The following is a 26,706-nucleotide window of genomic DNA, read 5'->3' as shown; positions in this document are numbered from 1 at the left end:
CCGCTAATCCCTTCAAAGTTTCCGATTCACACGGTCTATACCTTTTGGTTAATCCAGGCGGTTCACGTCTCTGGTATCTCAAATATCGTATCAATGGCAAAGAGTCTCGCCTCAGTTTAGGCACTTATCCCGATGTATCGCTGACCGATGCCCGGCAACAGCGCGACGGCATCCGCAAACTGCTGGCTCTAAATATCAACCCGGCGCAGCAACGAGCCGCTGAAAAGGCAGCGCGTTCACCAGCAAAGAGTTTCAAGACCGTTGCGCTGAGTTGGCATAAAAGCAACAGAACCTGGTCGGAGAACCATGCCGCTCGCCTGCTTGCCAGCCTGAACAATCATGTTTTTCCGGCGATCGGTAATCAGCCGATAACGGAACTGAAAACCCGACACTTCACTGCCCTGCTGAAAGGTATTGAGGGAAAAGGCCCGCTGGAGGTGGCGTAAGCATACCGGTTTTAGTCCCACACACATTTTGAGATTCCCGGGTTTTCCACCATTAACCGGTACTCTTCCGGCGTCAGGTTATTCAAGGATGCATGGGGACGCTCGTTGTTATATTCATACAGCCAGCGCGCCGTGATTTCCCTTGCTTCATTAAGTGTCCTAAACAGATAAAAACCCGTCCGATAAAATGTGAGAAAAAATCCTGCTTAAAGGCCTTGTCCATTATTGCGGAAGTGGCTCACCTTTATTTTCCGGTAAAAAATCGGAGCAGTATTTAGCATATGCATCCTTATGGGGTATTACCGTAGGAACGATCACCATCTCCATAGGAGGTAGCTTTAGAGTGTCAATAAAAATATTATATATTTAACAACCACCTATTTATTGAATATCACTAATAAATTGCAATTATAACTCCAAGGTTAATTTTTTATTTTGTCGCCATTAAGAGTATTTTTTTCGCATCCTCAAGAAGATCAGGTATTGATTGATAACTTGCATGTATTAAATGTATAGAATCATTAATTGTTGACACACCTATATTCTGCTCACCTTTGGTGCCAATTAATATATTTGGCCCCCATATTGATTCTATTTTCAACTCACCCAAGTTTTTCGTGAATGGAAGCACGCCAAGGTTTGATATCATCAAATCAGGAGCACATATTTCGCGATCGAAATATATCATTTTTTCTAAACCATGGTTGTTCATGTAAGGTTCAAGCAAGTCAACCAAAGCAGTCATGCCAGACTTTTCTCGATAATAGCTTAAGTCGTCTGTTATCGATCTGGATATATCCCAGAACATATCTGGTTCAGCTGTATGGTAGCTATAGGTTGGAAATAATGCTAAAAAGCAGAGACCATAATCCAGTCGGGAATATTTTCTAGCATCAATTGGAGTACAAATCCTTACTGGCCTTTCATCCCACCCGGGGGACTTATATAAAGAGCAAGCAACGGCGGCAGATAATGCCCCGTGAACCGTTGTCCTTTCCTGTTTTGCTCGCTTTCTTATCAGGGTTGAAAACTCGGGCGAAAGACGTTCACGAGTAATTTTTAGTTTTGCTAAACTCCGCTCAGTATAGGGTACAGGCTTACTGGTAAAAGATGGTTTTTTTATATCTCCAATAGGGTCTATGTTTGGAGAGCATAAATCTTCAATTGAGGGGAGTAACGTTAAGTCTGGTTGTGCATTTCCTGCCAGGCGCTGTAATACGTCATAAATGAAATAGGCTAAAGACCTCCCATCCGCAATGGCATGATGAGACGTCAAGATGATTACGCAACGTTCTTCACTGTAAAGAAGGGCAGCCTTCAACAAAGCCGTATCACTTATATTGAGTGGAGTGAAAAACTCTCTTTGAATCTCTTCTTCAATAAATGATGTTTTATTTAAACGTGAAACTCGTAATGGAATCTCAACAGTGTGGTTATGGAAAAAATACAGCCGACCATCATTGCTAGTATCTACGTACGCATTTATTAATGGATGTCTTGACTGAACATCTTTTAGAGCTTTTGACCAACCGTCTATCGTGGTACAGCCGGACACTTCTGCTGTAACACTGAAATTTTTGGGGCTTACAGCATCGATCTGCCAAGCCCAACTTTCAAGAGCGCCTAGTGCCCTTATAACGGTTTTTTTCTTCATCTTGGCTAAAAATCCTGTTTGTCATTTTCATTTAATAATGAATACCGCAGCCTTTATATAATTTACAGAGGTTATATTTACGACTGTTTTATAAAAGGCATACTTAATCTATAGTCGATGAAATAACCTGGATCAATCCCTTCTTGGTTGAAATTTTCGGCGGCGCCTCCAATTAGTAGAACATGTATTTATCGATAAAAGCGCCAATGACTTTTTCATGAAGCTCGACGGAGCGCGAAAAGCAGATGGTTCTGCAAGCCAACCGTTTGACTCGGGTTCTCAGTAGGAGTGCCAGTAATTCGCGGCAGGTTTCATCGGTTCGCGGACCAAAAGTGTAAGCCAGTACAACGCCGATCTTAGTGTTGTATGCGTACCATAGCCAGTGCTGGCGGGCTTTACTGCCGATAAAACTCTATTGCTCATCGAGTTCGCAGATAAGTGCCACGTCAGCATGAGCGACCGGCGAGGTGGTCAAATTTGGGGTCAAGTTGGTTCGATGACGAAGTGGCCCCCAACTGTTTCTTAACGACTCAAAAATCCGCAACTTAAAATCATCCGCTAAACCCTTCAAAGTTTCCGATTCTCACGGCCTGTACTTTTTGGTCAACCTCGGCGGTTCACCTCTGCTATTTCACATTGCCTACAATCGGTTACGCCGGGTTACACTCTTCAGTCGTTCCCGGCAGATAATACTTTCCACCGGGCGCAGGCTGCGTGCCGCCGGGGCAGCCATTCATTCCTGGTTTGCCATCTTTGCCGGGCAAACCCGCGCCGCCGTTCTGATTGCCGGAAGCATGGCTCTGTTGATCGACGCCAGCCCCGTTTTTATGGCCAGCCACGCCCTGCCCCGCAGCCAGCATCAAACAACAACCGGCCAAGACCAAATGGGCTAACGCCGCGCCTGTTCTCATAACCGTTTTCTCCTTCGTTTCGCGACTCGCGATCGGTCGCTTAACCTGATGAAATTTTTACATTTACGCCTATGTTTTCATACGCTTTTTATCGCTGCGAGTCAAAATTGCGGCGCGCCAGGCGCTCATTTCCGTGTTTTCCCGCCGGCGCTTACGCGCGCGGCTTATCGTGGGAGGGGAATTCGGCTACGGAGGAAATTGATGCGCGGCTCAGGCCGACGCTCGTTCGGACAGGTATTTATGGCGGCTGAATGCGGGAAGCCGGCCGCCCGGGGAAGCGGCCTTTGCTCTATTTAGCCAGCACCGTCTGGACGGCGGTCGCCAATTCGTTAATTTCGAATTTCGCCACATAGGCATCCGCCCCCACCTTGCGAACGTGATCTTCGTTGGCGCTGCCGGAGAGCGAGGAGTGGATAATCACGGGGATATTTTTCAGGAAATCGTCGTGCTTGATATTCCGCGTCAGGGTAAAGCCATCCATCTCGGGCATTTCCAGGTCGGTGAGCACAAAGGCGATTTTATCCGCAATCGGCCGGCCTTCAGCCTGAGCCTCTTGCGCCATCGCCTTTATTTTTTTCCACGCTTCCAGCCCGGTTACATGCATCATCGCCGGGATGGACATCATATTCAGCCCCTGTTCGAGCAGCGAACGCGCGACTTTGGAGTCTTCGGCGACAATGGCGACCGCGCCCGGCCTTATGGGAAATCGCTTCGTTTCCATATTATCGATATGCACATCGCGATCCACGGGGATGATGTCATGCAAAATCTGCTCGACATCCAGAACCAAAGCCAGGCGGTTGCTATCTTTATCATTATCCAGGCGCGCGATGCTGGTGATATGGCGGCTGCTGACGCCCGCTTCGGCGGTCAGCACCTGTCCCCAGTCAAGACGAACGATATCGTCGACGGATTCGACGGCGAATGCCTGGGTGCTGCGCGCATATTCCGTCACCAGCAGAATATTAAGGCCGGTGGCGGGAACGCAGCCGGCGACGGCGGGAAGATCGATGACCGGAATGATCTGTCCGCGGATATTCACCATCCCAAGCATAGGAGAAGACATGCCCGCCGCCTTGGTTAACGCCGGCATAGGCACGATCTCACGCAGTTTGAACACATTGATGCCGAACAGCTCGGATTTTTCTTCATGCAACGTGTTTCCCAAGCGGAACAATAATAATTCAAACTTGTTAGCCGACGTGAGATTTGTTCTTTCATCAATTTCTTTTTGGAAATTATCCATGCTTGCCTCAATACGAATAATAATGATGGGCCTAAACAACATTTATGATGCGCGCGAATAAGGCCCAACATCGCCTTTTCACACTGTGCGCGATTAACTGCGCGCGTTAAATCACTCTTGCTGACGCCTCACTTTCAGAGAGAGAAAATAGCGGTTTCACTTTACCTATTTTCGTCATCATGGATTTAAAGTTTAGTGAAATATCGTGTAGAGAAGATTAATTGGCATAGAGCTGATGGATAATCGCGCAATAGCCGTCCGCCGCACGCGTAAGCTGTTCGATTTCAATATACTCGTCAATCACATGGGCCAGGTTCTCGCGCGACGGGCCGAATCCGATCGTCGCAATCTCCGCCTCTCCGGCGTAGTGACTGCCGTTGGTGCAAAACGAATAGGTCGACACCTTCGGCGGGCGCCCCATTTGCGTCAGCGCGGTCAGCGCAGCTGCGACCAACGGCTCCTGTCGGTCCGTTATCCAGCCGGGAAAGAAACGTTTACCCGCGATGATATTATTGGTGTAACAGGTTTCCTGCCCCTCAGCGTACGAAACCCGTGCCTGAAACTGCGGATCTTCGGCGCCAAGCCTTGCTATCAATGCACGTAACGGCGCGAGTACGCTCTCTTCCGTTTCACCCACCAGTAAACGGCGGTCAGCCGTCGCCCGGCAATAATCGGGGACGACCGACGCGCCGGGATAAGGCGAAGACTTGATGTCGGTGATTTCCAGAATCCCCTTCCCTAATACCGGGTGTTCCGGCACGACCAGGTCTGATAAACGGTTAATCAGTTTGCTCATGTGGTACACCGCGTTAATCCCTTTATGGGGATTGGCCGAATGCGCCGGCTTGCCGAAAGTTTCGAAAACAATCTCCGCCCGCCCGCGCTGCCCGACGTTGATATTCAACTCTGACGCCTCGCCGATAATCACCTGGTCGGGACGGTAGCGCGCGCTTATCGCCCGTGCCGCAACCCCTTCGAAACACTCTTCATGTACCACGCAGGCGACATAAATCGCGCCGCGAAAATTCCGCTGATGATCCTCGGCGAAGAAACCGACTGCGGCGATCATGGCGGCGACGGCCCCTTTCATATCCGAGGTGCCGCGGCCGTAGATTTTCCCGTCGCGGATCGCCGCGCCCCACGGCGCCTGCGCCCATTGGCTTTCATCCACCGGCACCGTATCGATATGTCCGTCAAGCAGCAGCACTTTCCCCGGCTGGTTGCCGATGATACCGCCAATGATATTGCCGAAATCATCAACGTGAATCTCATCAAACTGGAAGTGCTCCATGATGCGGCGGACCTCATCAACCACCGACGATTCCTGGCCGGAATAGCTCTTTTGCCGAACCAAAGACTGGCAATATTCAATAACTTGCCGATGACGTTTCTCTGTTAACATGGCTGGTATTCCCCGAAATAAATATATTGACTCTTTTTGCGGCGACTCGTCTGGCGAGCGCTTATTACGCCGCGTTTATGCACTTAATCCCGCAAAGCTGGGCTCTTTGCCGCCCCAGACCACATCGAGATAATGTTGCGGATCGGTATCGCCTTCTGTGCTGATAAGCAGAACTCTGGCGCTATCGTTCAACGCTAGCTGTTCGCGCAGTTCGGCAAGCTCGGGCGAACGCATAATTAACGCCAGCGCTCCTGCGGTGACCGCGCCGGATTCGCCGGAAATGACCTGGCGATCGCCGGACAGCGGATGCCCGAGCATACGCATACCGTGCGCCGCGACGTAGTCGGGACAGGAGAGGAAGCTGTGGGAGTAGTCGCGCAGCATGCCCCATCCCAGTTGATTGGCCTCGCCGCAGGCCAGTCCCGCCATGATAGTTTGCAGTTTTCCATCCACTACCACCGCGCTGCCGGATTGCCCTTTGGCCGAACGGCGCAGGCAATCCGCCTGGTCGGATTCCACCACGATCACGCGCGGAGCCTGCGCGCCCCAAATTTCGCTAAAAACGCCCTGCACCATGCCGGCAAAAGCGCCGACGCCGGCCTGGACAAAAACGTGCGTCGGCAGGTTCTGCCGTAGCCGATCGCAGGCTTCCAGCAACAGCGTACTGTAGCCCTGCATAATCCAGCGCGGCACATCCTCGTAGCCTTCCCAGGCGGTATCCTGCAACACCACCCAGCCGCCTTCGGCAGCGCGTTGCGCCGTCATTCTTACCGCTTCGTCATAGTTCATATCGACGATAGACGCCTCGGCCCCTTCGCGGCGAATAGCCGCCAGCCGTTGCTCAGACGATCCCCTCGGCATGTAGATCACCGCTTTTTGTCCGAGCTGGCGCGCCATCCATGCCACGCCGCGGCCGTGGTTACCGTCCGTGGTGGTGGCAAAAGTAACGGGAGGAATGCGCCGTTTCACCTCATCGCTCACCATCACCGGGAATGGCAGCGTGCTCAGCGGCTGGCCCAGTGCGCCGGCGACATATTTCGCCATGGCGAAGGAGGCGCCCAGCACCTTGAATGCATTCAGGCCGAAACGCCATGATTCATCCTTAACAAAGATCGATCCCAATCCCAGGTGAGCCGCCAACCGCGTCAATTCCACCAGCGGCGTTTCCTGATAACCGGGAATAGTGTGATGGAACTGGCGCGCCTCTTCCAGCGCCTCTCGTCGGAAATCGGCGGTGCTGGCGGTGGGATGACGGGAAAAATCCGTATCATTAATAAAATACTGCATAGAGTTGCTCATAACGCGGTATAAGTCCGTAATCAATGTAGTGAAAACAGCCAGCGAGCGATGGCGGAGAATTCCCGCCGGCAAGATGCGCTGACTGAGAGAAAATTCGGTTAATCGGCGTGTCGATAAACTCGGCGCAGGAAATTTTTGGTGCGCTCCTGCTGCGGCGCGCTAAATAGCTGCTCCGGTCGGCCCTGTTCCACAACAACGCCATGATCCATAAATAGCACCCGATCCCCTACTTCGCGGGCAAAAGCCATTTCATGGGTGACCACCAGCATGGTCATCCCCTCATCGGCCAGCCCCTTCATCACCGACAACACTTCATCGACCAGCTCCGGGTCGAGCGCGGAAGTCGGCTCATCAAACAGCATAATTCTGGGGTTCATCGCCAGCGATCGGGCAATCGCGGCGCGCTGTTGCTGCCCGCCGGAAAGCTCGCGCGGATAGCTTTCGGTTTTTTGCCGCAACCCGACCCGTTCCAATAACTGAAGCGCCAGAGTCCGGACCTGGTCGCGCGGCATTTTTTTGACAATCATCGGTGCGGCCATCACGTTTTCCAGCACCGTTTTATGCGGGAACAGGTTAAAACGCTGAAAAACCATGCCTACGTTCATCCGCAGATAGCGGAGATCGGATTTATCATGCACTTCGTTGCTATCGAAAATAATATTCCCGCTCTGAATGGTTTCCAGATGGTTGATGCAGCGCAACACCGTGCTCTTGCCGGAGCCGCTCGGGCCGATAATCACCACCTTTTCGCCGGGCTTGACCATCAGATGAAAGTTTTTTAATACCTCAACCTCGCCGAAGCGTTTACAGACATTGTGCATTTCAAGGATATAGCCGCTCATGATCTCGCCATCCTTTTTTCCAGCCAGGCTGCAATCAGCATGAAAAACGTATTCATGATGAGATAAAGCGCGGCAACCGTGGTGTAAACTTCAAACGATCGGAACGTTGCCGAGTTAATCCGGTCAGCGACATGAAACAGTTCGGCGATCGTGACCAGCGAAACAATGGATGAATTTTTCAACGTCATAATGAACTGGTTCACCAACGCGGGAACACAGAACTTGATGGCCTGCGGGGCAATGATATGGAACATGGACTGCCCTCCGTTCATCCCCAATGACGCCGCTGCTTCCGCCTGCCCCTTATCCACCGACTGTATGCCGCCACGGATAATTTCCGTAATGTAGGCGCCGGCATTAATTCCCAGCCCGAGAATGCCGGCTTCCATACTTCCCATCGGCAAGCCGATGGTCGCCAAACCAAAATACAGAATAAATAACTGCACCAGGAATGGCGTACCGCGCACGACCCAAACATAGAGAAATGCAGGCCAGCGCAATAGCGGATTACGAGATAAACGGCAAAGCGCACCGACAACACCTGATGCCATTCCCAGCAGGAGCGCGCAGGCTGATACCTGAAGCGTCACCACGCAACCATCCAACAGCAGTGGCAACTTACTCAGAACCACACCATAGTTAAGATCGATGCTCATCATTTAAACCGCCTTATGATTACTTACCGATGATCCATTTGTTGTACAGCGCGTCCAGCTCGTTGCTTGCCCGCATTTCATTGATGACGCTATTCACCAGTGAAACCAACTGAGTATCGCCTTTCTTGATCGCAATCCCCAGAGAGGCCTCGGTAAAGGGTTTTCCGACCACTTTGACGTTATCAAAAACTTTGTTCAGCTCCATTTGATTCAGCAGATCGTTGATGCCGGCATCGATCCGTCCGGACGTTAAGTCCAGAGTCTGCGCGCTGGTGTCCTGATAGGCTTTTATGGTAAACGGCGTGGTCGCACTCAGCGTCCGGGCCACCTGCTCGCTGGTGGCTCCCGCTTTGGCGCCGACGGTTAACCCTTTCAGATCTTCCGGACGGGTAATGGCGTTATTGCTTTTCTTCACCACCAGCACCATGCCGGTTTTTAAATAGGGTTCAGAAAAATCGACCACCTTTTTACGCTCATCGTTGATATACATAGCGGCAATAACAATATCCGCATGACCGCTTTGTACCGACGGGATCAGCGAGGTAAACTGCATATCTTTCACCGTCAGCTTAACCCCTAATTTCTCTGCGATTTTTTTGGCGATATCAATGTCATAACCCACCATCTGATTATTATCGTCATAATATTCAAACGGACGATAATTCCCAGTGGCGACAATCAACTCGCCGCGCGCTTTTATTTTACTGATGCTGGAATCATCAGCCTGCGCTACCGTACACACGCCGACGCTCAACAATATGCTCATAGCAAAAAAACATTTTTTCAAAAATATATTCATGATTTACCTCGTCAGTAAAAAACAATAAAGCCCCTGGTGCTGGAAAAATTCAGCAGATATCTATTTAATAAAATAATTTTATAGCAATGCATTTAATTAATTATCATTTAGCCGCGATCGATTCGGCATTGGCCATTGGCATCAAGCGTCTCTCCTTTATATTGGGTAATAGGACCATAAGCAGCGGGCTGCCGGTGAACATCAAAATTAAAGGTCGTCTTTTTATATTTTTGGCAAAAATCCAAATCACAATGCGCAATCGCCACTTCATCACCTTTAGTAATACAGGATGCGACAATTTCTCCCGAAGGCGCGACAATGCAGCTCCCGCCGATCTGTTCGATCCCTTCCTCACAACCGGCTTTGGCTACCCCCACAACCCAGGTGCCATTCTGGTAGGCTCCCGCCTGTAGAGAGAGCTGATTATGAAATAGCGATAAATCATCGTGTTCCGGCGCGGGCGCGTTGTGTACCGGGGTGTTATAACCAATAAGCACCATCTCCACGCCCTGCAATCCCATCACCCGGTAGGTTTCGGCCCAGCGCCGGTCATTACAGATCGCCATGCCGAAAATACCGTCAAACGCCGAATAAACGTCAAAGCGATTGCCCGGTTCGAAATAGCGTTTCTCCAGATGCTGGAACGCCCGCCAGGGCTCATTTTCACGGTGTCCGGGCAAATGAACCTTGTGATACTTGCCAATAATCCGGCCGCGCTTATCCACCAGGATAGCGGTGTTGTAATGTTTAACCTGCCCGTCTTCGAACGCTAATTCCGCATAGCCAAGATAAAAACCGATTCCCATCGACTTGGCCAAATCAAATAGCGGCTGCGTAGCCAGGTTCGGCATGGCGGTTTCAAACCACTCATCAATAATATTCTGCTCTTCAATATACCAACGGGGAAAAAACGTGGTTAACGCCAGTTCGGGATAAACAATAATATCCGCGCCCAGGCTTTTCGCCTCGCGCATCATTTTCATCAGACGCGCGACAACATCTTCTCTGCTGTCTGTTCTATTAACCGGCCCTAATTGACCCATAGCCACATTGACATAGCGGGGCATAATTTACTCTCCTGTATTTCAAACCTGCTCATCATTATTAATAAATAAATCACCGGTCATTTGATGTATTCTTTCGATTTCCTGCATTCTTTCGCGCGCTTTTTGCGGATGCTGTAATACCAGTTCGCCCGCAATAAAATTAATCATACTGACGCCGACCGAATAAGAATCGAAAATAGTTCGGCTGGTGGTATGACAGGCCAATACCACGTCCACCTGCGCATTAAGCGAGGAGATCAATCTTTCGCATAAACAGATAATTTTGATGTTTCTGCTTCTGGCGACCTTAACGATTTTATCCAGCATGTTGACGCGTCTGGGGAAATCCACCACCAGCATGACATCGTCTTCGTGCAGATCGGCCAGATTATCGACAAAGCGCCCGGCGCTGTCGTTGACCAAACGAGCGTCATGGCAGATGTTGGAAAAGATCGACAGCGCATAATAAGCCGAGATATAGCTGTTCCTGAATCCGGTGATCCAGATCCGGCGAGCGCCGCCCAACAGTTCCACCGCATTGGCCAGGTTATCGGCGAACACGCTGTCCAACGCGCTATCGAAGTTTTTCTTATCCGTTTCCACGTGCGCTAGCAGACGTTCGTAAGTATTCTCCACGCCCGGCGCCGTATTCTCAAGGTGGGTAAGCGGCGATTTACCGGTGATCATCGCGGGTCGGAACGTGCTGCGAAAATGGTTAAAATCGGTAAAGCCAAGATGGCGAAAACAGCGTGCCGCCGTCGATTTCGACACCTCCGCCAGCGTAGCCAACTCGGTTGCGCTATAGCTGGCGAGGTTATGCTGATAGCGCAGCAGCACCTTAACGAATTTTTTCTCAGCCGGGGAAAGCGTCGGATGAATCTGGCGGATCAAATCCTGTAGTTCGCCGATGGCTTCCAGCGCATTGTTATCCACATAGCTGGACGGGGTCGTTAGCTTTTTTGGCACCGTTGTTTCCTATAGAATCATGTCATGAAACACATGAACCATAAAAAGCAATTAGCGGGCCACATCAAAAAAATAGAATTCAATATATTGATAAATAAATTCTTTTATTTTTTATGTGAATAAATTGGCCGGTATTCACCCGCGCATTGCCCTACAATAATGCAGCGGTCGCACCATCAGGAAGCACAAAAATCCATGACGCCATAATGGAGAGTGACACGCAGGGACGTGTCACCCCCGCCGCTGACGCGGGGATGACAGGCGGATAGCCACGGAGATGACGGAATGGATTACAGCGTATGCTCGGTGCGGGCGATGATATCGTCCTGCGTATCGGGCGACAGCGCGGTGAAAAACGCCGAGTATCCCGCGACGCGCACCACCAGGTCGCGGTATTGATCCGGATGTTTTTTCGCCTCGATCAGCGTCTCACGCGAAACGATATTGTACTGAATATGCCAGCCTTTATGCGCTTCGAAGAAGGTGCGCAGCAGCGCCATCAGCTTACGGCGATCGTTGAGGTTATCCAGCGTCGACGGGTTGAGTTTCTGATTCAGCAGCACGCCGCCCAGAATGGCGCCGGTGGGTAATTTGCCGACGGAGCTGATAACCGCCGTCGGCCCCAGGTGGTCGGTGCCGGACGCCGGGCTCGCCCCTTCGGCCAGCGGCGCGCGGGCCTTGCGCCCGTCCGGCGTCGCCATGGTCGCGGCGCCGAACGGCACGTTGGCGGAGATCGACGACGTGCCCGCATAGTAGTCGCCGCCGATCGGCCCGCGGCCGTAGCGCGGATTGTGATAACGCCGTAGCTCATCGATATAGGTTTGGTAGGCGCGCACCAGCAGCTCATCCACGCTATCATCGTCATTGCCGTATTTCGGCGCCTGATTCATCAACCGCTGGCGCAGCTGCTCATTGGTCACGCCGGCAAAGTCGCTCGCCAGCGCCTGCGCCAGCTGCTGCTGCGTGATAATTCCCTGTTCAAAGAGCAGTTTTTTCACCGCGGCCAGGCTGTTGCCCAGGTTGGCGATGCCCACCTGCAGGCCGGAAACCCAATCATATATCGCGCCCCCCTGCTTAATGCTTTTCGCCCGTTCGATGCAGTCATCCACCAGCGCCGAGCACAGAATATCGTGCGCATTCTCTTCGAGAACCGTATCGACCACATACTCGATCTCGATCGATTTACGCGTGTAATAGCGAATTTGCCGGTCCCACGCGCGCATCACCTGCTCAAAGTTCTCGAAGCCGCCCTGCGACAGACGCTGCAGCTGCGGCAGGAAAACCTTGCCGCTGGTGGCGTCGCATCCGCCTTCAAGCGCCGCCAGCATCACGCGCGCGAAGTTGATGAAGCTCATGCCGGTGCAGCGGTAGCCCCACTTGCCGCCGACCGCGGTTTCGATACAGCCGATCGCGGCGTATTGATAGGCGTCTTGCGCCTCAACGCCCAGACGGATGAAGGCGGGAATCACGATCTCATCGTTGTTGAAAGCCGGCATGCCGAAACCGCAGCGGATCACCTGCACGCAGGCGTCGAGGAAATCGTCGCTGATGCCGGCATGATAACGCACGCTCAGGTTGGGCTGGGTTGAGCGCAGGCGGCCGCAGGACTCCAGAATGGCGTAGGAGAGCGGATTAACCGCATCCACCGGCCGGCCGTCGATCAGGTTTTGCCCGCCGATGGTGACGTTTTGATAAAGCGGGCTGCCGGCGGAGGCTTTCGAGTGCGACCCGGAGCGGATCTTATTGACCTCCAGCAGCTTGAGCCAGCAGCTCTGCAACATCTCAATGGCGCTCTCCCGCGTCAGCGTCTGCTGCAGCTCCACATCGCGGCGGTAATAGGGATACAGATATTGATCCATCCGCCCGAAGGAAACCGAGTGGCCGTTGGATTCAATCTGCAGCGCCAGCTGAATGAAATAGCACAGCTGAAGCGCCTGATAGAAGGTTTGCGGCGGCCGATGCGCAATCAGAACGCAGTTTTCCGCGATCTGCCGCAGCTCCGCGCGCCGCGCGTCGCGCGTTTCCGCCGCGGCCATCTCTCTTGCCAGTTCGGCGTAGCGGGCGATATGCCGGCTTAACGCCGCCAAAACGATATCGATGGCTTTCAGAAACTGTTCGCCGTGCAAATCATCCAGCACCGTCAGATTGATGCGCGAACGGCGCTCGGCCACTTTCGCGCGCAAGCCGTCCAGGCCGTTTTCCAGCAGCAGCGGAAAATTCACCGCCAGATGCGCGTCGCCGGAGGTCATATTGCCTTCCGCTTTGATGATGCCGCTCGCCAGCAGCGCCTTCTGTTCGTCGGTAAACATGCCGTAACAGCGGTCCTGCACCGTCTGCCCGCGCCACCACGGGCAAACCTGATGCAGCACGCGCTTGTTCTCTTCGCTGACCGAAAACCCCGCGCCGGGGCGGTCGGCCAGGTCGTCGATTTCCTTTTCAATCCAGCCGACGGTATATTCCGGGAAAATCGGCGCGGCGCGCACTTCGCCGGCCTGATTGCCGATAATCAGCTCATCATGTTTGATCCAGATGGTGCGGTTGGCCAGATGGTCGGCCAGCGCCAGCGCCCGGCGCACCGGGATCGGCTTGTCCATATTTTGCTGATAGGCGCGGGTATAGTCCCGAGCGCGCTCCGTGCATACCGGTGGTTTCACAATATGAATCAACGCATTTTTATGCGCCTTGATACGCTCGCTCAACGTGGTCAGATTCAGGGTGGTCATGGTTCTATCCTCTTAAGGTGACTTTCAGCCCTTTTGCCTGCGCATAATGCTCTGCAAAAGCCAGTAATTCGGGATCGTTCAACGGCTTATCCGCGGCGAGATAAGCCTGGTTCAGCAGCACGTACTTATTCATGCCCAGCGTGTGGTAGGGCAGGAAATGAATATCGGCGGCGTTGAGTTCGTCGGCGGCAAAATCAGTAATCGCCCTGACCGCGGCTTTATCGGCATTGAAGTTCGGAATCAGCGGCACGCGAATAACCAGCTGTTTTCCGGCGCGCGCCACTCTCCGCAGATTGTTCATCACGCGCCGGGCCGAGCCATCCGTCCAAGCGCGGAACGTCCGTTCATCCACATGTTTGAGATCGGCCAGGAAGAGATCGATATCGGGCAGCGACGGTTCAATATAGGACCAGGGCACGTGCAGGCAGGTTTCCACCGCGGTATGGATGCCCTCGCCGCGGCTGCGCCGCAGCAAAGCATGGGCGACATCCGGCTGCATAAAGGGTTCGCCGCCGGACAAGGTGACGCCGCCGCCGCTGCGCTGATAAAACGGCATATCGCGCCGTACGGCCGCCATGATGTTATCCACATCGGCCTCCTCGCCGCAAACCGTCAGCGCCTGCGTCGGGCAGCAGGTTTGCAGGCGGTCGAAATCCGCCTCGGTCAGCCGTTCGCGGAAAATAACCCTCCCTGCCGGGGCGTCTGCCATCACGCCCGGCGCCGCGCGCCGGCAAAGGTCGCAGCCGGCCATACAGAGACGGGCGTCAAACAGCAGCTCTCTCTTGCGGGAACGGCTTTCCGGATTCTGGCACCAGCGGCAGCCCAGCGAACAGCCTTTCAGAAATACCACGGTTCTGATGCCCGGGCCGTCATGGGTGGAGTAGCGCTGTATATTGAAAATCATCGCATCAATCCGCTATATTCTTCATATGAAGATTAAATACATTTCGAAAGAAAGTTATTTTGATTTTTATCAACAGTAAACCCGGTTTGTGATCTTATACTTGGCAAAATTAGCGATAACTCACACTTTCTGAGGATAAACCGATGGAACTCTATCTCGACACCGCCGACCTTACCGCCGTAAAACGTCTGGCGCGCATCTTCCCGCTGGCCGGCGTCACGACCAATCCGAGTATCATCGCCAGCGGCGGTAAACCCGTCGCCGACGTGTTGTTGGCGCTGCGTGAAATATTGGGCGGCGAGGGGCGGCTGTTCGCCCAGGTGATGGCGCAGACGGCGCAAGGCATGGTGACAGACGCCAAAAAGCTGCATGCCGTCACCGGCAATGTCGTGGTGAAAGTGCCGGTCACGGCGGAAGGTCTGGCGGCGATCAAGATATTGAAAACGGAAGGTATTCCGACATTAGGCACGGCGGTGTACGGCGCCGGTCAGGGGCTGTTGTCCGCGCTGGCGGGGGCGGAGTACGTGGCGCCTTACGTCAATCGGATGGACGTTCAGGGCGGCGACGGCATTCAGAGCGTAACCGATCTGCAAAAGCTGCTGACGCTGCATGCGCCGCACGCCAAAGTGCTGGCGGCCAGCTTTAAAACCGCGCGTCAGGTACTGGCGTGCCTGCTGGCCGGGTGCGAGTCGGTCACGCTGCCGGTGGACGTGGCGGAACAGTTTATCTCCGCGCCGGCGGTCAAAGCCGCGGTGGAAAAATTTGAGCAAGACTGGAGGCGGGCGTTCAATTCAACGTCATTATAACACGGTATGATGCCGGCCCGATAACCGCCAACCCCATGTTTTTACTTAAGAGATTCTGAGGTTGGCGAGGAAACGCATTCATAAGTAGAGATTTTCGAACTTCGTCAGCTATCTGGTATAGTGCCCTTTAATTCTTTCGATTTTTTCTGTTTGGCTATGATGAACGCACGGCAACAAAATATTATTCAGCTGGTTAACCAGCGCAAAAGCGTCAGCGTCAGCGAGCTGGCGCAGATATCCGGGGTATCGGAAGTCACTATCCGTCAGGACCTCAACGCGCTGGAGCGCAGTAGCTACCTCAGGCGGGCGCACGGCTATGCGGTTGCGATAGAAAGCGATGACGTCGACGCCCGCATGCAAACCAACTTTCAATTGAAAAAATCGCTGGCCGACTACGCCGCGACGCTGATCGACGACGGCGACTGCGTTTTTATTGAAGGGGGCAGCACCAACGCCCTATTGGCGCGCTACGTCGCCGAGAGCAAAAATGTCACCATCATTACCGTCAGTCACTATATCGCCCACCTGCTGAAAAATACCGACTGCGACGTCATTACCCTCGGCGGCCTTTATCAGAAAAACAGCCAGTCGGTGGTCGGGCCGCTAACCCGCAGCGGCGTCCAGCAGGTACATTTTCACAAGGCGTTTATCGGTATCGACGGCTACCATCCCGAGACGGGCTTTACCGGCCGCAACATGATGCGCTGCGACGTCATCGACGCGGTGCTAGGCAAAGGCGTCGAGACGATGGTGCTGACCGACGCAAGCAAATTCGGCCTGATACAGCCCTACCCGATTTCCAACGACCATCAGGTCAGCCGGGTGATCACCGACACCGGCCTGGCGCGGGAATATCAGGAGCAAATGGCGGCGCTGGGCATCAAACTTGATCTGGTCGCGGAGTAGGCGTCACCCCACGACGCCTTTAATTTCCAGAGAGGGTGAGCGAGGGTCTATGTTCCCCCGCCCCCGCCGCTTGCGGCGTTACAGCCCAAGCAACTTGTCCAGCATTACGTTCAGCGAGATCCAGAACGTATAGCCATTCTCCGGCTTAACGTTGGAATAGGCGTACTGCCAGTTGCTGTTATTCCAGACGCGGCTGCCGGTCATCTGCAAATTCACCTCCGGCGTCAGCATGATGGAAGCGTCAATGCTCAGTTGATACTCGTTGCGCGGCACCCGCCAGCCGGTTCCTCCCAGCGAGTCGAACATATCCTGTAAGTAGAGCTCTCCCCCTTCCGTCATCCTGGCCCAGCGGAAGGTCAGCCCATAGCTGTCGTGAGGTCGACTCTGCCAGGGACCGGACCAGATTAGCCCGACGTCCGCCAGCGTGGACGCCCCGGTATAGGCATTCGATTGCAGGGTCTGCGTTACGCTGCCGTGCAGGCTGACGGCGCTGGGGGAAGGATTCTGCGGATCGGCCCCGCCGTCGCGCCGCCACAGGGCTTTTCTGGCGGTAAGATAAACGCCGGATACGCCATCGCGGGTGCGCGCCGCGGAACCGGCGTCGTACACTTTGGACGTTCCATTTTCCGTATAGTAAATGTCGTCGTATTCCAGGAAGTTGTGAAACGCCATGACCTCCCAGTTGAAGGGATAGGGTTCCTGCCGCCAGTTGACGCGCCGCGCCACATTGGCGACCAGCAGAGTGTTGCCCGAATCATAGTCATCGTCCCATCTTTCCCAGCCGTTGGTAAAGGGAAACGCCTGATAGGTACGCCAGACGCCGATATTGGACTCCAGCGCCGGCGTAAAGCGGTAGCCGACGCGCGCGCCCCAACCGGCATAGGGCGCCGGCCCGAATACCGCCGTTTTATTCAGGATGGTGTTCACGCAGGACGACTGTACGTTACAGTTGGTGAAACCGAAGAACTGGCCGGGGTTGCTTTTACCCAACTCGATCGACAGCCGGTCGTCCAACAGCTTCTGTTCATAGGTGAAACGCAGCAGATGGGCGGTCTTGGGAATATAGGGCGGCGGGTCGCCGGCCAGCATGCCGCCGGCTTTATTGCCGTATTCCAGATTGTGGGAAAAGGGTACCCACAGTTGCATGAAGTGAACGTTGCCGCCGGGAATCAGCCCCATCCGATCCAGATCGAAATCCGCGCCGGCGAAAAACATCGTATAGGTTTGATGCTCGTCCGTGGTGGTTCCGGCGCTGGGGTTTCCCAACCAAAGTTGGGAGGCGAACAGATGTGGCGTAATACCGTGCTCCGCCAGCCATGCGCCGGCATCGGACAGAGGACGGTCCGAGGATTCCGCCGCGGTGGCCGCCATCGAGCCGCCCGCGAACAGGATAATTCCGGATACGACAACCCCGGCGGAGATCATTCTCGCCCATATATTGTGGTGTGTTATTTTCATTGTGCCATCCAATAGAGGTCAATAAGATGGAAACTGCCGGTCATTAAATAAAATAATAAAGACAGCGCTAATTATTAGCGCCTATCCCAATAGGGAATACTCATATTATTCCCTACCATACGGCCGTTGTTTTAGCTGTCCGCCGGCGCGGGCATGACGACCTCTTTTGCGATAGACGATTAATTTCCATACCTTAAATAATTCGAGTTGCAGGACAAAAACGCCAAAAGCGTTTTTGCACAGCGCGTGCGCTGACCCCGAAGGGGTGAGGCCATCAGGCCAAATGACGCGGCAATCAAAAGAATCCCGTTGAGCTTACTCAAGTAAGCGATCCAGGTCATTGAATGCAGCCAACGCCCGTGCAACTTGAAAGATGACTGGTATAATTAGCCTTTTATTATCTCTGCGTTACTCGCCTTATTTGTGAAGAGAGTATGGGGAAATGGTCGCCGGATAAATAACTATTTATCACCTTCCCGGCCGAGATAATTATTCCCGCGCAGTTTTCATCTTTGGTGGTAATTAATGCGGCACGTTTTTCGGTGCCGCGTAATAATTAAAACAGCCTTAATTATTTCTTCAGAATAACCTGCGCGGCATGTTCGCCGGCAATACGCCCGGAATTCAGCGCGAAGCCGTTCGCCAATCCCTGATAGGGCGGATAGCCCGGCACGCTGTAGAAACCGGCGGCATTATTCCCGACCGCATACAGACCGGGAATAGGCCGCAAATTCACATCCGTCACCTGCAAATCGGAATTCACCCGCACGCCGCCCAGGGAACTGAGGCTGACGACCACCGCTTTAAAGGCGTAGAAAGGCCCTTTTTCAATGCCGTACGCCAGATAGTCCGCCTTCTTGCCGAAATCTTTATCCTGTTTGGCCTTAACATGCCCGTTATAGCGCTCGACGGTGGCTTTCAGCCGCTCAGGCGCGATGCCCATCTGAGACGCCAGTTCGGCAATGTCTTTGCCTTTGAATATGGTATCGCTCTTGCCGCCTTTGACGCCCGCGTCCGCCAATGCGACGAAGTCGCCGGGTTTAGGCGGGTTGGCCGGCCCGGCGCCCGACAGCGGGAAAGGCATGGCGTTTTTGGTGAAAGATTTCAGCGTCGGGGTATCGACGACGATGTAATAGTTGCCGCCGACGGAATAAGCAACGTTGGCCCAGAACGCGGTGTCGTAGATATGGCCTTCGTCGGCGAAACGTTCGCCCGCGACATCCACCCACAGCAGCGGCGACTTCAGCAGCCAGATTAACGGGCTGTCGCCCTTGGCCTGTTCGCCGCCGCCGTGATGCGCCTCTTCCGAAGGCTCGATGCCGACCAACTGCGCGGCATGAATCAAGGCGGATTGCATATCCCACTTCGCGCCGCCGGCCGCCCAGGCCATTTTCAGCCCTTCGCCCATGTTGGGCCACGCCAGCGGGAAAATATTCGACGTCAGCATCGCTTCATCCAGCATCTGCTTATTCGCGCCGAATCCGCCGCTGGCCAGAATAACCGCCCTGGCGTGCACGGTGAGTTTGCCGCCATCCGCTTTTTCCGCGATCAGCCCCGTCACGTTGCCCTTATCGTCCTGGAGCAGTGATTTGCCGGTGGTTGCGGTCATCACTTTCCCGCCCAGCTTGGCGAATTCCGCATATAGCGTTTTATACGCCGCTTCGCCGCCGTTTTTGATGCGGTGGTACACATCCGATTTTATCGGATCGTCAAGATGCGCCTGCTGTACCGAGCTCTGCTTGGCGTCGCGCGTTGTCGCTATGATCTCCAGCTCGACGCCATGCCCGATCATCCAATCCACCGTCGAGGCCGATTTATCGACGATCTTTTTCGTCAGCGGCCCGTTGGACAGATATTGGTTATATTCCAACAAACGCTGCGTCAGCTCGGCGGCGGTGTATTTCATCCCTTTCGCCTTTTGCAGCGACGACTCCACCGCGGTAAAGCCGCTGGCCATCCGGCCCGCGCCGCCCAGTACCGGCATCTTCTCGACCACCAGCACCTTGGCCCCTTTTTCCGCCGCCGCCAGCGCCGCGGCGGTGCCGGACACGCCGCCGCCCACGACCACCACGTCGACGCGCATCTCCTCGTCCTGGCCCTGTTTCGCCGCCTTGCCCTGGTAGCGCGCGACGTCCGCTCCCGCCTTAAGCAGCGCGGCGGAGACCGCCCTCTTCACCGCATTGCTGGTCATGGTGGCGCCGGTCATGCCGTCCACCGCCAGGCTCTGATTATCGACGATCGCCTTGCCGACCTGGGGACCGGCCACGCCGCCGAGCTCGGGCGTTTCCTGGCTGGAATCGACTTCAATGTCTTTAATCACGCCGGCGGCATCAACCGTGACTTTCACACCGACCATACCCTCATTGCCTTTTTCCGTGGCGCTGTATTGGCCGGCGGTAATCTTTCCGTTCGGCGTATCCGCATAAGAAAAACCGGTCATGCTGCATGCCAGCAAGAGTATGGCCGACCGCCATTGCCATGTGCTTCTTCTCTTTTTCATTTTCATATCTGCACCTTTGTATGTGATATTTTTATCAATGCTCCATGTCGCATTTGATTTTTTATCTTTTGGCACCAAAACAACCACATTTAATTTTTAATATCAGTGACATACACGACAAAAAGCTTTCCCCCGAGCGTATTTATATGCGTTTGGTGACCAACCCATTCATGAGTTCGAGATACCCGGGGCGATCACAGCCGCTCCACAATCATCGCCACCCCCTGCCCGCCGCCGACGCAGAGCGTCGCCAGCCCCAGCGTTTTATCCCTGTTCGCCAATGTATGTAACAGCGTGACCAGAATCCGGGCGCCGGATGCGCCAATCGGATGCCCCAGCGCGATCGCGCCGCCGTTAACATTGGTCTTCTCCATATCGAGTTTTAGCTCTCGGCCCACGGCGACAAACTGCGCGGCAAAGGCCTCGTTGGCTTCGACCAGATCCAGATCGCCGACCGTTAACCCCGCCCGGCTCAGCGCCTGCCGGGTCGCCGGCACCGGCCCGAGCCCCATCAGCGCGGGATCGATGCCGCTGACGGCATAGCTGAGAATACGCGCCAGCGGCTTAACGCCCCGGCGCTGCGCCTGCGCCTCGCTCATCACCGCCAGCACCGCCGCGCCGTCGTTAATCCCCGAGGCATTGCCCGCCGTCACCGAACCGTCGGCGGCGAACGCCGGCGCCAGTTTGGCCAAACTCTGCGCCGAGGCGTCGGCGCGCAGATGCTCGTCAACCGCAAACAGAGCGTCGCCCTTTCTACCTTTCAACAGGACGGGGAGAATTTCCTGCCGAAAGGCGCCATGCTCAATCGCCGCCGCCGCCCGCCGCTGGGAGAGCAACGCCGCTTCATCCTGTTCCTGACGGCTGATATGACAGCGCCTGGCGACGTTTTCCGCCGTGATGCCCATGTGATAACGGTTGATAGCGCAGAACAGGCCGTCGTTAACCATGCTGTCGGTTATCGTCTGGTCGCCCATCCGGCAGCCCCAGCGCGCCTGATTCAGCAGATAGGGCGCCGCCGACATATTCTCCATGCCGCCGGCCAGCACCACATTGGCGTTGCCGGCGGCGATGCTCTGCGCGGCGAAAATAACGCTCTGCAGACCGGAGCCGCAGACCATATTGACGCTGGTCGCCGGCGTGGTATCCGGCAGGCCGGCCCGCAGCAGCGCCTGACGGGCGGGGTTCTGCCCCAGCCCCGCCTGCAGCACATTGCCGAAAATCACCTCGTCGACCTCCGTCGGCTCCAGCCCCGCCCGGCGTACCGCCGCCTCCATAACCAACGCGCCCAGCTGCGGCGCGCTGAAACTGCTCAGGCTGCCACCGAATTTGCCGATGGCCGTACGCACCGCGCCGACAATAACCAGTGATGTCATAATCGCCTCTTATCTCAATAGCTCTAACCAGGCGCTACCCGCGCCGTTTTCCGGCAGGCGCGCCCGCGTCCACCGGCGTCACATCGGTCAGCCAAATCAGCGCCAGCGCGATGCCGCCGACGCCCGCCAGCAAAAGGTAAGCGCCCGTATACCCCCCCAAATAGGCCAGACCGAAAGCCAGAATGGAGAAGGCGAAGCAGCGCACCACCGATTGGATCGGGTGTACGATGCCGATGGCGCGCACATAAAGGCGGCGGGGAAATTTGGTGGCGATCAGCGAAGTGCTTAAATTGGTGGCGCCCGGCAGGGCAATGCCGATCATCAGCAGGGAGATCCACAGCATCACGCTATGATCAGCAAACAGGTTGATGACGACGGCCGTCATCCACCAGCCGGTATAGACCAGCAGCGCCCGTTTCACCCCGATGCGATGATTCACCCAGCCCCAGCCGTATGCCCCCGCCGTGCCGAACAGCGCCGAGGCGGTCATGTAAAAAATGGCGGTGTTCAGCTCATAGCCCATCGCCATCAGCCGGGGAACGATCTGGCTGACCACCCCCACCAGCATGATGTAGATAGCGCCGGTGGCGAACCCCATAAACCAGACGTCGCGCATGCGCAGCAGCTGCCGGATGCCGAGCGGGCAAACATAGCTATGGTGATCGCGGACCCGCTCGCCCAATTCCGCGGCGGAAATCGGCTCGTTATCGGGAGCCAGGCCGACGTCCTCGGGCTTATTGGCGACGAACAGCGACACCAATACCGCCATGATAAACATCATGATCGCAATGCCCCAGAAGCCGTGCCGAATGCCGAACCAGACGAACAGCGCCGCCAGCGCGGGAACGAAAAATGCGCTGGAAAACGTCTGCCCCACCGTACACCACCCTAACGCCAGCCCGGATTTGCGCACGAACCAGTTGGCCATAATGGCGGTGCCGCCCACGTAGGCGAAACCGGTGCCGAAAAAACAGACGCCGGCGAACAGCAGCGTGAACCCGGTCAGGGAGCCGCAATACCCCAGCAGGCCGAAACACAGCCCGCAGGCGGTAAGGCAAAACACGATATTGAACTTCGCGCCCTTTTTCTCGCACAGCCAGGCGCATGCCGGACCGGCGGGAATCGACGCCCAGGAGGCCGGCGTCGCCAGCGCCAGCAGCGCGCTGTACTCCAGACCGTAGGTGCGCGACAACGCCGGCAGAATCACGTTCAGCCCGTGGGTGACCGCGCCGGCGGCAAGCCAGAACATCACCGCCTGAAAGACGATGACCGTCCAGCCGCGCGCGCCAAATCCATGATTATCGGTGGTGGTGAGAGACATATGACCTCTGATATAACCGCTGGTGGTATCGCTTAACGCCATGTTATTTTTTTGCTCCGCCATAGCCCTGTTCTCCCGCGGCCGTCCGTTAGGCCGGCATCGTCGTCAGCCGATCGGCGACGATCAGCCGGGGCTCGACCTGGCGTTGAATATCTTCAGGCGTCAATCCCTCCAGCAGCTCGACCAGCGCCAGCCCGTCGCGCGTCACGTCAATCACGCACTGCTCGGTCACGATATGGTCCACGCAGCCTTTACCAGTTAGCGGATAACCGCATGATTTGACGATCTTCGGCTCGCCGTTTTTGGTGCAAAGCTCCATGGTGATAATCACCTTGCGGGCGCCGTTGACCAGATCCATCGCCCCGCCCATGCCGAATACCCGGCCGGGCTGCGCCCAGTTGGCCAAATCGCCGTTTTCCGCCACCTGCAGCGCGCCCAGCACCGTCGCCGCCAGCTTGCCGCTGCGCACCAGGGCGAAAGATTCGGCGCTGTCGAAGGCGCAGGCGCCGGGCGCCGGCGCAAATCGCAGCGCGGTGGCGTTGGAAAAGCCCTCCACCGCCAGCAGTCCGTCGACCAGCGGTCCCATGCCGACCAGACCGTTTTCGGTGTGGAACATCACGCCCGGCGGCGCATAGTCGCTGCACAGGCTGGGGATGCCGATACCGAGATTGATGACGTCGCCGGACGAAAAGTACTGCGCGGCCCGTCTGGCGATTCTGTCGCGTACGTTCATAGCCGTTCTCCTTGCATCGTCAGGATCTTGTCCACATAGGCGCCGGGGGTGATGATGCTATCGATGCCCAGCTCATCCACATCCACCAGCATATCGGCGTCCGCCAGCGTCAGGCGGGAGGCCTTGGCCACCAGCGGATTAAAGTTACGCATGGTGCCGCGATAGGTGAGATTGCCCAGCGGATCGGCGGTGCGGGCGCGCACCAGGCCGATATCCGCCCGCAGCGCGGTTTCCAGCAGATAGCGCTCGCCGCCGACCATCACCGACTGCTTTCCCTCCTCCACCAGGGTGCCGATGCCGGTTTGGGTCAGCACGCCGCCCAGTCCGGAGCCGCCGCAGCGCATCCTCTCGGCCAGACTGCCCTGCGGCACCAGCTCCAGTTCGATTTTTCCGGCGGCGACCAGCGCCACCGTTTCGGTATTGCGCCCGATATGCGATGCGATCAGTTTGTCCACCAGGCCGTGATGAATCAGACGGCCGATGGTGAGATCCGCATCGCCGGAGTCGTTGGCAATCAGGGTGAAGTGGCGCGCGCCGCTGTCGATCACGCACTGAATCAGACGGTTAGGCACGCCATGATTGGCGAAACCGCCGCACATTAAGGTTTGCCCGTCCTGAAACAGGCCGATAATTTCATCTTTTGAAGCGAATTTTTCCGCCATCGTTACCCCCTCGTCAGCAGGACGGCGACGCCCTGACCGCCGCCGACGCAAAAAGTAATGACGGCGTTGTTCAGGCGGCGGCGCCGCATGTCATAAACGGCTTTGGTCGCCAGAATGGCGCCGCTTCCGGCCAGCGGATGGCCCAGCGCGATCGCCCCGCCGTTCGGGTTGACCCGCTGCGGATCCATGCCGATATCGCGGATACAGGCCAGCGACTGGGCGGCAAAAGCCTCGTTCAGCTCCCACAGCTCGACGTCCTCGACCGTCAGGCCGGTTTGTCGCAGCAACCTGCGCACGGCAGGCACCGGCCCCAGCCCCATCACGTTGGGATCGACGCCGGCGGCGGCGTAGCCGCGAAATGTCGCCAGGATCTCCAGCCCGCGGGCCTGCGCCAGCGAACGCTCCATCACCACCAGCGCGCCCGCGCCGTCGCTCATCGGCGAGCTATTGCCGGCGGTGACGATGCCCTCGTCGCAAAAGCAGGGACGCAGCGCGGAGAGCGCCTCCAGCGAACAGTCGGAACGTACCGACTCATCGCGCTGAATCACCATCTCCCGCCCTTTCCTGTCCGGCAGCGCCACCGGCGTCACCTGTTCGTCAAACGCCCCTTGCCGCCAGGCGGCGGCGGCCAAAAGATGACTGCGCAGCGAAAATTCATCCAGCTCCCGGCGGGTGAGCTCATAGCGCCGGGCGATGTTTTCCGCCGTTATTCCCATGGAAGGATTGCCCAGCCGGTCCGGCGAGGTGTGAATATCGACAAAGCGCGGCGGCTGTACCGAATAGGCGATTTCCGTTTTCTCCAGCGACCAGGTGCGTCGGGAGTCGCTCTCCACGCCCCCCACGACGACGGTCTCGGCAAACCCCGCCATAATCTGAATCGCGCCGTAGGCCAGCGCGTTTAGCGAAGCGGCGCACTGCCGGTCGAGCGTAATCCCCGGCACCGTGACCGGCAGATCCGCCTCCAACGCCACCATCCGCCCCATATTGTTGATTTCGTTGTTCATTAAGTTGGCAAAGATGACATCATCAATGCTTTCGGGAGCGATCCCGGCCCGGCGCACCGCCTCTTTCACCGCCAGCGCGCCCAGCTTATGCGCCGGCACCGGGGCTAAAACGCCGCGGCAACGGCCGATCGGCGTGCGAACCGCCGCAACAATCACTGCTTCTTTCATAATCATTTCCCGATGTCGCTGCATAAAGGGATAACTACAGAGGAGAGATCCCGAGCATTTTCCTGGCGGCGGCCGGCGTGGCGACCTGCTTGCCGAACAGGCGAACGGCCTGCGCGGCGCGCTCGACCAGCTGTGGATTGGTGGCTTTGACCCCTTTGCTGAAATAGACGTTGTCCTCCAGCCCGACCCGCACATGCCCGCCCAGCGCCAGCGTGGCGAACAGGATCGGCAGGTGGTGCCTGCCGATGCCGAAGGCCGACCAGGTGGCGTCCGCGGGAATATGCGATACCAGATAGTTGAGGTTCTCCACCGTGGCGGGCATGCCGCCCGGCACGCCGAGGCAGAATTGATAATGCAGCGGCGCGCGCAGCCTGCCCTGTTCAACGAAATAGCCGGCCACGCCCAGCATGCCGCTATCGAAAATCTCCACTTCCGGTTTGATCGCCCGCTCGGTCAGGATTTCACCCAGCTCGCCGAGGAACCGCGGCGAGTTGACGAACACGCCGCCGGGCATCCAGTTAAAGGAGCCGGCGTCCCAGGAGGCCATTTCAATGCCGTCCAGCCGGGAAACGTGCTCCATCCGCTGCGCATCGCTGGCGCGATGGTCGCCGGAGGTGGTGCAGTTGACGATCACATCGCAGTCAGCGTAGCCGCGCAGCAGACGGAGGGTTTCTGCGAACCTGCCGCAATCCATCGTGCCGAGCCCGCGTTCGTCGCGCATATGAAGATGGACGATGGCGGCGCCCTGTTGCCAGCAGCGATAGGCGTCGGCGGCGATCTCCTCCGGCGTCAGCGGAATAGATTCATTGATCTCTTTTGGCGTCACCGCGCCGGTCAGCGCGGCGGAGATAATAACGTCGTTTCCTGTGTTCATGGATTTC

Annotated in this window: 22 protein-coding genes and 3 pseudogenes; 3 read left to right on the top strand and 22 right to left on the bottom strand. The window is 56.0% G+C overall.

Features of this window, described 5'->3' with window-relative positions; translation table 11 throughout:
* A pseudogene (locus tag VSX58_RS18780) lies at window positions 1-443 on the top strand (tyrosine-type recombinase/integrase); the annotation flags it as partial.
* 14 nt (window positions 444-457) lie between these two features.
* Here VSX58_RS18780 and VSX58_RS18775 read toward each other — a convergent pair.
* The 14 genes and pseudogenes from VSX58_RS18775 to VSX58_RS18710 all read right to left on the bottom strand — a co-directional run.
* Window positions 458-631 (bottom strand): annotated as a pseudogene (locus VSX58_RS18775) (integrase core domain-containing protein); the annotation flags it as partial.
* 245 nt (window positions 632-876) lie between these two features.
* Window positions 877-2,100 carry a condensation domain-containing protein gene (locus VSX58_RS18770; protein WP_327619427.1) on the bottom strand — a complete coding sequence of 408 codons (1,224 nt, stop codon included), beginning with the start codon at window positions 2,098-2,100 and terminating at the stop codon, window positions 877-879.
* Window positions 2,101-2,272: 172 nt separating this feature from the next.
* Window positions 2,273-2,605, bottom strand: a pseudogene (locus VSX58_RS18765) (IS1 family transposase); the annotation flags it as partial.
* A gap of 145 nt (window positions 2,606-2,750) precedes the next feature.
* Window positions 2,751-3,011 carry a hypothetical protein gene (locus tag VSX58_RS18760; protein WP_327619426.1) on the bottom strand — a complete coding sequence of 87 codons (261 nt, stop codon included), beginning with the start codon at window positions 3,009-3,011 and terminating at the stop codon, window positions 2,751-2,753.
* Between the two features lie 289 nt (window positions 3,012-3,300).
* On the bottom strand, window positions 3,301-4,257 hold the full coding sequence (locus VSX58_RS18755; protein ID WP_327619425.1) for a chemotaxis protein: 957 nt from the start codon (window positions 4,255-4,257) through the stop codon (window positions 3,301-3,303).
* 217 nt (window positions 4,258-4,474) lie between these two features.
* Window positions 4,475-5,659 (bottom strand): YgeY family selenium metabolism-linked hydrolase, encoded by a 1,185-nt coding sequence (locus tag VSX58_RS18750; protein ID WP_327619424.1) that lies wholly within the window; start codon window positions 5,657-5,659, stop codon window positions 4,475-4,477.
* A 75-nt stretch (window positions 5,660-5,734) separates the two neighbouring features.
* Window positions 5,735-6,958, bottom strand: coding sequence for a diaminopropionate ammonia-lyase (dpaL, locus tag VSX58_RS18745; RefSeq protein WP_327619423.1), 1,224 nt, complete (start codon window positions 6,956-6,958; stop codon window positions 5,735-5,737).
* Window positions 6,959-7,056: 98 nt separating this feature from the next.
* Window positions 7,057-7,788, bottom strand: coding sequence for an amino acid ABC transporter ATP-binding protein (locus VSX58_RS18740; protein ID WP_327619438.1), 732 nt, complete (start codon window positions 7,786-7,788; stop codon window positions 7,057-7,059).
* 8 nt (window positions 7,789-7,796) lie between these two features.
* Window positions 7,797-8,459 (bottom strand): amino acid ABC transporter permease, encoded by a 663-nt coding sequence (locus VSX58_RS18735; RefSeq protein WP_327619422.1) that lies wholly within the window; start codon window positions 8,457-8,459, stop codon window positions 7,797-7,799.
* 16 nt (window positions 8,460-8,475) lie between these two features.
* Entirely contained in the window at window positions 8,476-9,222 is a 747-nt protein-coding gene (locus VSX58_RS18730; RefSeq protein ID WP_327619421.1) for an ABC transporter substrate-binding protein, read from the bottom strand.
* A gap of 140 nt (window positions 9,223-9,362) precedes the next feature.
* Window positions 9,363-10,322: an N-carbamoyl-D-amino-acid hydrolase gene (locus tag VSX58_RS18725; RefSeq protein ID WP_327619420.1), complete on the bottom strand. Its 960-nt coding sequence runs from the start codon at window positions 10,320-10,322 to the stop codon at window positions 9,363-9,365.
* A gap of 18 nt (window positions 10,323-10,340) precedes the next feature.
* On the bottom strand, window positions 10,341-11,267 hold the full coding sequence (locus VSX58_RS18720) for a MurR/RpiR family transcriptional regulator (protein ID WP_327619419.1): 927 nt from the start codon (window positions 11,265-11,267) through the stop codon (window positions 10,341-10,343).
* Between the two features lie 290 nt (window positions 11,268-11,557).
* Entirely contained in the window at window positions 11,558-13,990 is a 2,433-nt protein-coding gene (locus VSX58_RS18715) for a formate C-acetyltransferase/glycerol dehydratase family glycyl radical enzyme (RefSeq protein WP_327619418.1), read from the bottom strand.
* Window positions 13,991-13,994: 4 nt separating this feature from the next.
* Window positions 13,995-14,894: a glycyl-radical enzyme activating protein gene (locus VSX58_RS18710; RefSeq protein ID WP_327619417.1), complete on the bottom strand. Its 900-nt coding sequence runs from the start codon at window positions 14,892-14,894 to the stop codon at window positions 13,995-13,997.
* A 143-nt stretch (window positions 14,895-15,037) separates the two neighbouring features.
* Here VSX58_RS18710 and fsa point away from each other — a divergent pair, with 143 nt between their 5' ends.
* Window positions 15,038-15,700: a fructose-6-phosphate aldolase gene (gene fsa, locus VSX58_RS18705; RefSeq protein WP_327619416.1), complete on the top strand. Its 663-nt coding sequence runs from the start codon at window positions 15,038-15,040 to the stop codon at window positions 15,698-15,700.
* A gap of 159 nt (window positions 15,701-15,859) precedes the next feature.
* On the top strand, window positions 15,860-16,606 hold the full coding sequence (locus tag VSX58_RS18700) for a DeoR family transcriptional regulator (protein WP_327619437.1): 747 nt from the start codon (window positions 15,860-15,862) through the stop codon (window positions 16,604-16,606).
* A 78-nt stretch (window positions 16,607-16,684) separates the two neighbouring features.
* On the opposite strand, the gene VSX58_RS18695 is transcribed toward VSX58_RS18700, so the two are convergent.
* From VSX58_RS18695 to VSX58_RS18660, 8 genes are all read right to left on the bottom strand, one after another.
* On the bottom strand, window positions 16,685-18,064 hold the full coding sequence (locus tag VSX58_RS18695; RefSeq protein ID WP_327619415.1) for a carbohydrate porin: 1,380 nt from the start codon (window positions 18,062-18,064) through the stop codon (window positions 16,685-16,687).
* Window positions 18,065-18,635: 571 nt separating this feature from the next.
* On the bottom strand, window positions 18,636-20,570 hold the full coding sequence (locus VSX58_RS18690) for an FAD-dependent oxidoreductase (RefSeq protein WP_327619414.1): 1,935 nt from the start codon (window positions 20,568-20,570) through the stop codon (window positions 18,636-18,638).
* Window positions 20,571-20,758: 188 nt separating this feature from the next.
* Window positions 20,759-21,937 (bottom strand): acetyl-CoA C-acetyltransferase, encoded by a 1,179-nt coding sequence (locus tag VSX58_RS18685; protein ID WP_327619413.1) that lies wholly within the window; start codon window positions 21,935-21,937, stop codon window positions 20,759-20,761.
* A gap of 34 nt (window positions 21,938-21,971) precedes the next feature.
* Window positions 21,972-23,321 carry an MFS transporter gene (locus VSX58_RS18680; RefSeq protein ID WP_327619412.1) on the bottom strand — a complete coding sequence of 450 codons (1,350 nt, stop codon included), beginning with the start codon at window positions 23,319-23,321 and terminating at the stop codon, window positions 21,972-21,974.
* Between the two features lie 25 nt (window positions 23,322-23,346).
* On the bottom strand, window positions 23,347-23,991 hold the full coding sequence (locus VSX58_RS18675) for a CoA-transferase (protein ID WP_327619411.1): 645 nt from the start codon (window positions 23,989-23,991) through the stop codon (window positions 23,347-23,349).
* Window positions 23,988-24,653, bottom strand: a complete 666-nt coding sequence (locus VSX58_RS18670; RefSeq protein ID WP_327619410.1) for a 3-oxoacid CoA-transferase subunit A — start codon at window positions 24,651-24,653, stop codon at window positions 23,988-23,990. The genes VSX58_RS18675 and VSX58_RS18670 overlap by 4 nt, the downstream gene beginning before the upstream one ends.
* Window positions 24,654-24,655: 2 nt before the next feature.
* Window positions 24,656-25,825 carry a thiolase family protein gene (locus VSX58_RS18665; RefSeq protein ID WP_327619409.1) on the bottom strand — a complete coding sequence of 390 codons (1,170 nt, stop codon included), beginning with the start codon at window positions 25,823-25,825 and terminating at the stop codon, window positions 24,656-24,658.
* A gap of 34 nt (window positions 25,826-25,859) precedes the next feature.
* Window positions 25,860-26,699, bottom strand: a complete 840-nt coding sequence (locus VSX58_RS18660) for a BKACE family enzyme (RefSeq protein ID WP_327619408.1) — start codon at window positions 26,697-26,699, stop codon at window positions 25,860-25,862.
* Window positions 26,700-26,706 lie beyond the last annotated feature (7 nt).

The sequence above is a fragment of the Brenneria populi genome (genome assembly GCF_036016195.1).
Lineage (GTDB): Bacteria > Pseudomonadota > Gammaproteobacteria > Enterobacterales > Enterobacteriaceae > Brenneria > Brenneria populi.
This window is presented reverse-complemented; position numbering and strand designations above follow the sequence as displayed.

Coding starts and splice junctions, on each gene's coding strand:
- VSX58_RS18770 (WP_327619427.1), bottom strand. CDS start 2,100: ATGAAGAAAAAAACCGTTATAAGGGCACTAGGCGCTCTTGAAAGTTGG.
- VSX58_RS18760 (WP_327619426.1), bottom strand. CDS start 3,011: ATGAGAACAGGCGCGGCGTTAGCCCATTTGGTCTTGGCCGGTTGTTGT.
- VSX58_RS18755 (WP_327619425.1), bottom strand. CDS start 4,257: ATGGATAATTTCCAAAAAGAAATTGATGAAAGAACAAATCTCACGTCG.
- VSX58_RS18750 (WP_327619424.1), bottom strand. CDS start 5,659: ATGTTAACAGAGAAACGTCATCGGCAAGTTATTGAATATTGCCAGTCT.
- dpaL (WP_327619423.1), bottom strand. CDS start 6,958: ATGAGCAACTCTATGCAGTATTTTATTAATGATACGGATTTTTCCCGT.
- VSX58_RS18735 (WP_327619422.1), bottom strand. CDS start 8,459: ATGATGAGCATCGATCTTAACTATGGTGTGGTTCTGAGTAAGTTGCCA.
- VSX58_RS18730 (WP_327619421.1), bottom strand. CDS start 9,222: ATGAGCATATTGTTGAGCGTCGGCGTGTGTACGGTAGCGCAGGCTGAT.
- VSX58_RS18725 (WP_327619420.1), bottom strand. CDS start 10,322: ATGCCCCGCTATGTCAATGTGGCTATGGGTCAATTAGGGCCGGTTAAT.
- VSX58_RS18715 (WP_327619418.1), bottom strand. CDS start 13,990: ATGACCACCCTGAATCTGACCACGTTGAGCGAGCGTATCAAGGCGCAT.
- VSX58_RS18710 (WP_327619417.1), bottom strand. CDS start 14,894: ATGATTTTCAATATACAGCGCTACTCCACCCATGACGGCCCGGGCATC.
- fsa (WP_327619416.1), top strand. CDS start 15,038: ATGGAACTCTATCTCGACACCGCCGACCTTACCGCCGTAAAACGTCTG.
- VSX58_RS18700 (WP_327619437.1), top strand. CDS start 15,860: ATGAACGCACGGCAACAAAATATTATTCAGCTGGTTAACCAGCGCAAA.
- VSX58_RS18695 (WP_327619415.1), bottom strand. CDS start 18,064: ATGAAAATAACACACCACAATATATGGGCGAGAATGATCTCCGCCGGG.
- VSX58_RS18690 (WP_327619414.1), bottom strand. CDS start 20,570: ATGAAAATGAAAAAGAGAAGAAGCACATGGCAATGGCGGTCGGCCATA.
- VSX58_RS18685 (WP_327619413.1), bottom strand. CDS start 21,937: ATGACATCACTGGTTATTGTCGGCGCGGTGCGTACGGCCATCGGCAAA.
- VSX58_RS18680 (WP_327619412.1), bottom strand. CDS start 23,321: ATGGCGGAGCAAAAAAATAACATGGCGTTAAGCGATACCACCAGCGGT.
- VSX58_RS18675 (WP_327619411.1), bottom strand. CDS start 23,991: ATGAACGTACGCGACAGAATCGCCAGACGGGCCGCGCAGTACTTTTCG.
- VSX58_RS18670 (WP_327619410.1), bottom strand. CDS start 24,653: ATGGCGGAAAAATTCGCTTCAAAAGATGAAATTATCGGCCTGTTTCAG.
- VSX58_RS18665 (WP_327619409.1), bottom strand. CDS start 25,825: ATGAAAGAAGCAGTGATTGTTGCGGCGGTTCGCACGCCGATCGGCCGT.
- VSX58_RS18660 (WP_327619408.1), bottom strand. CDS start 26,699: ATGAACACAGGAAACGACGTTATTATCTCCGCCGCGCTGACCGGCGCG.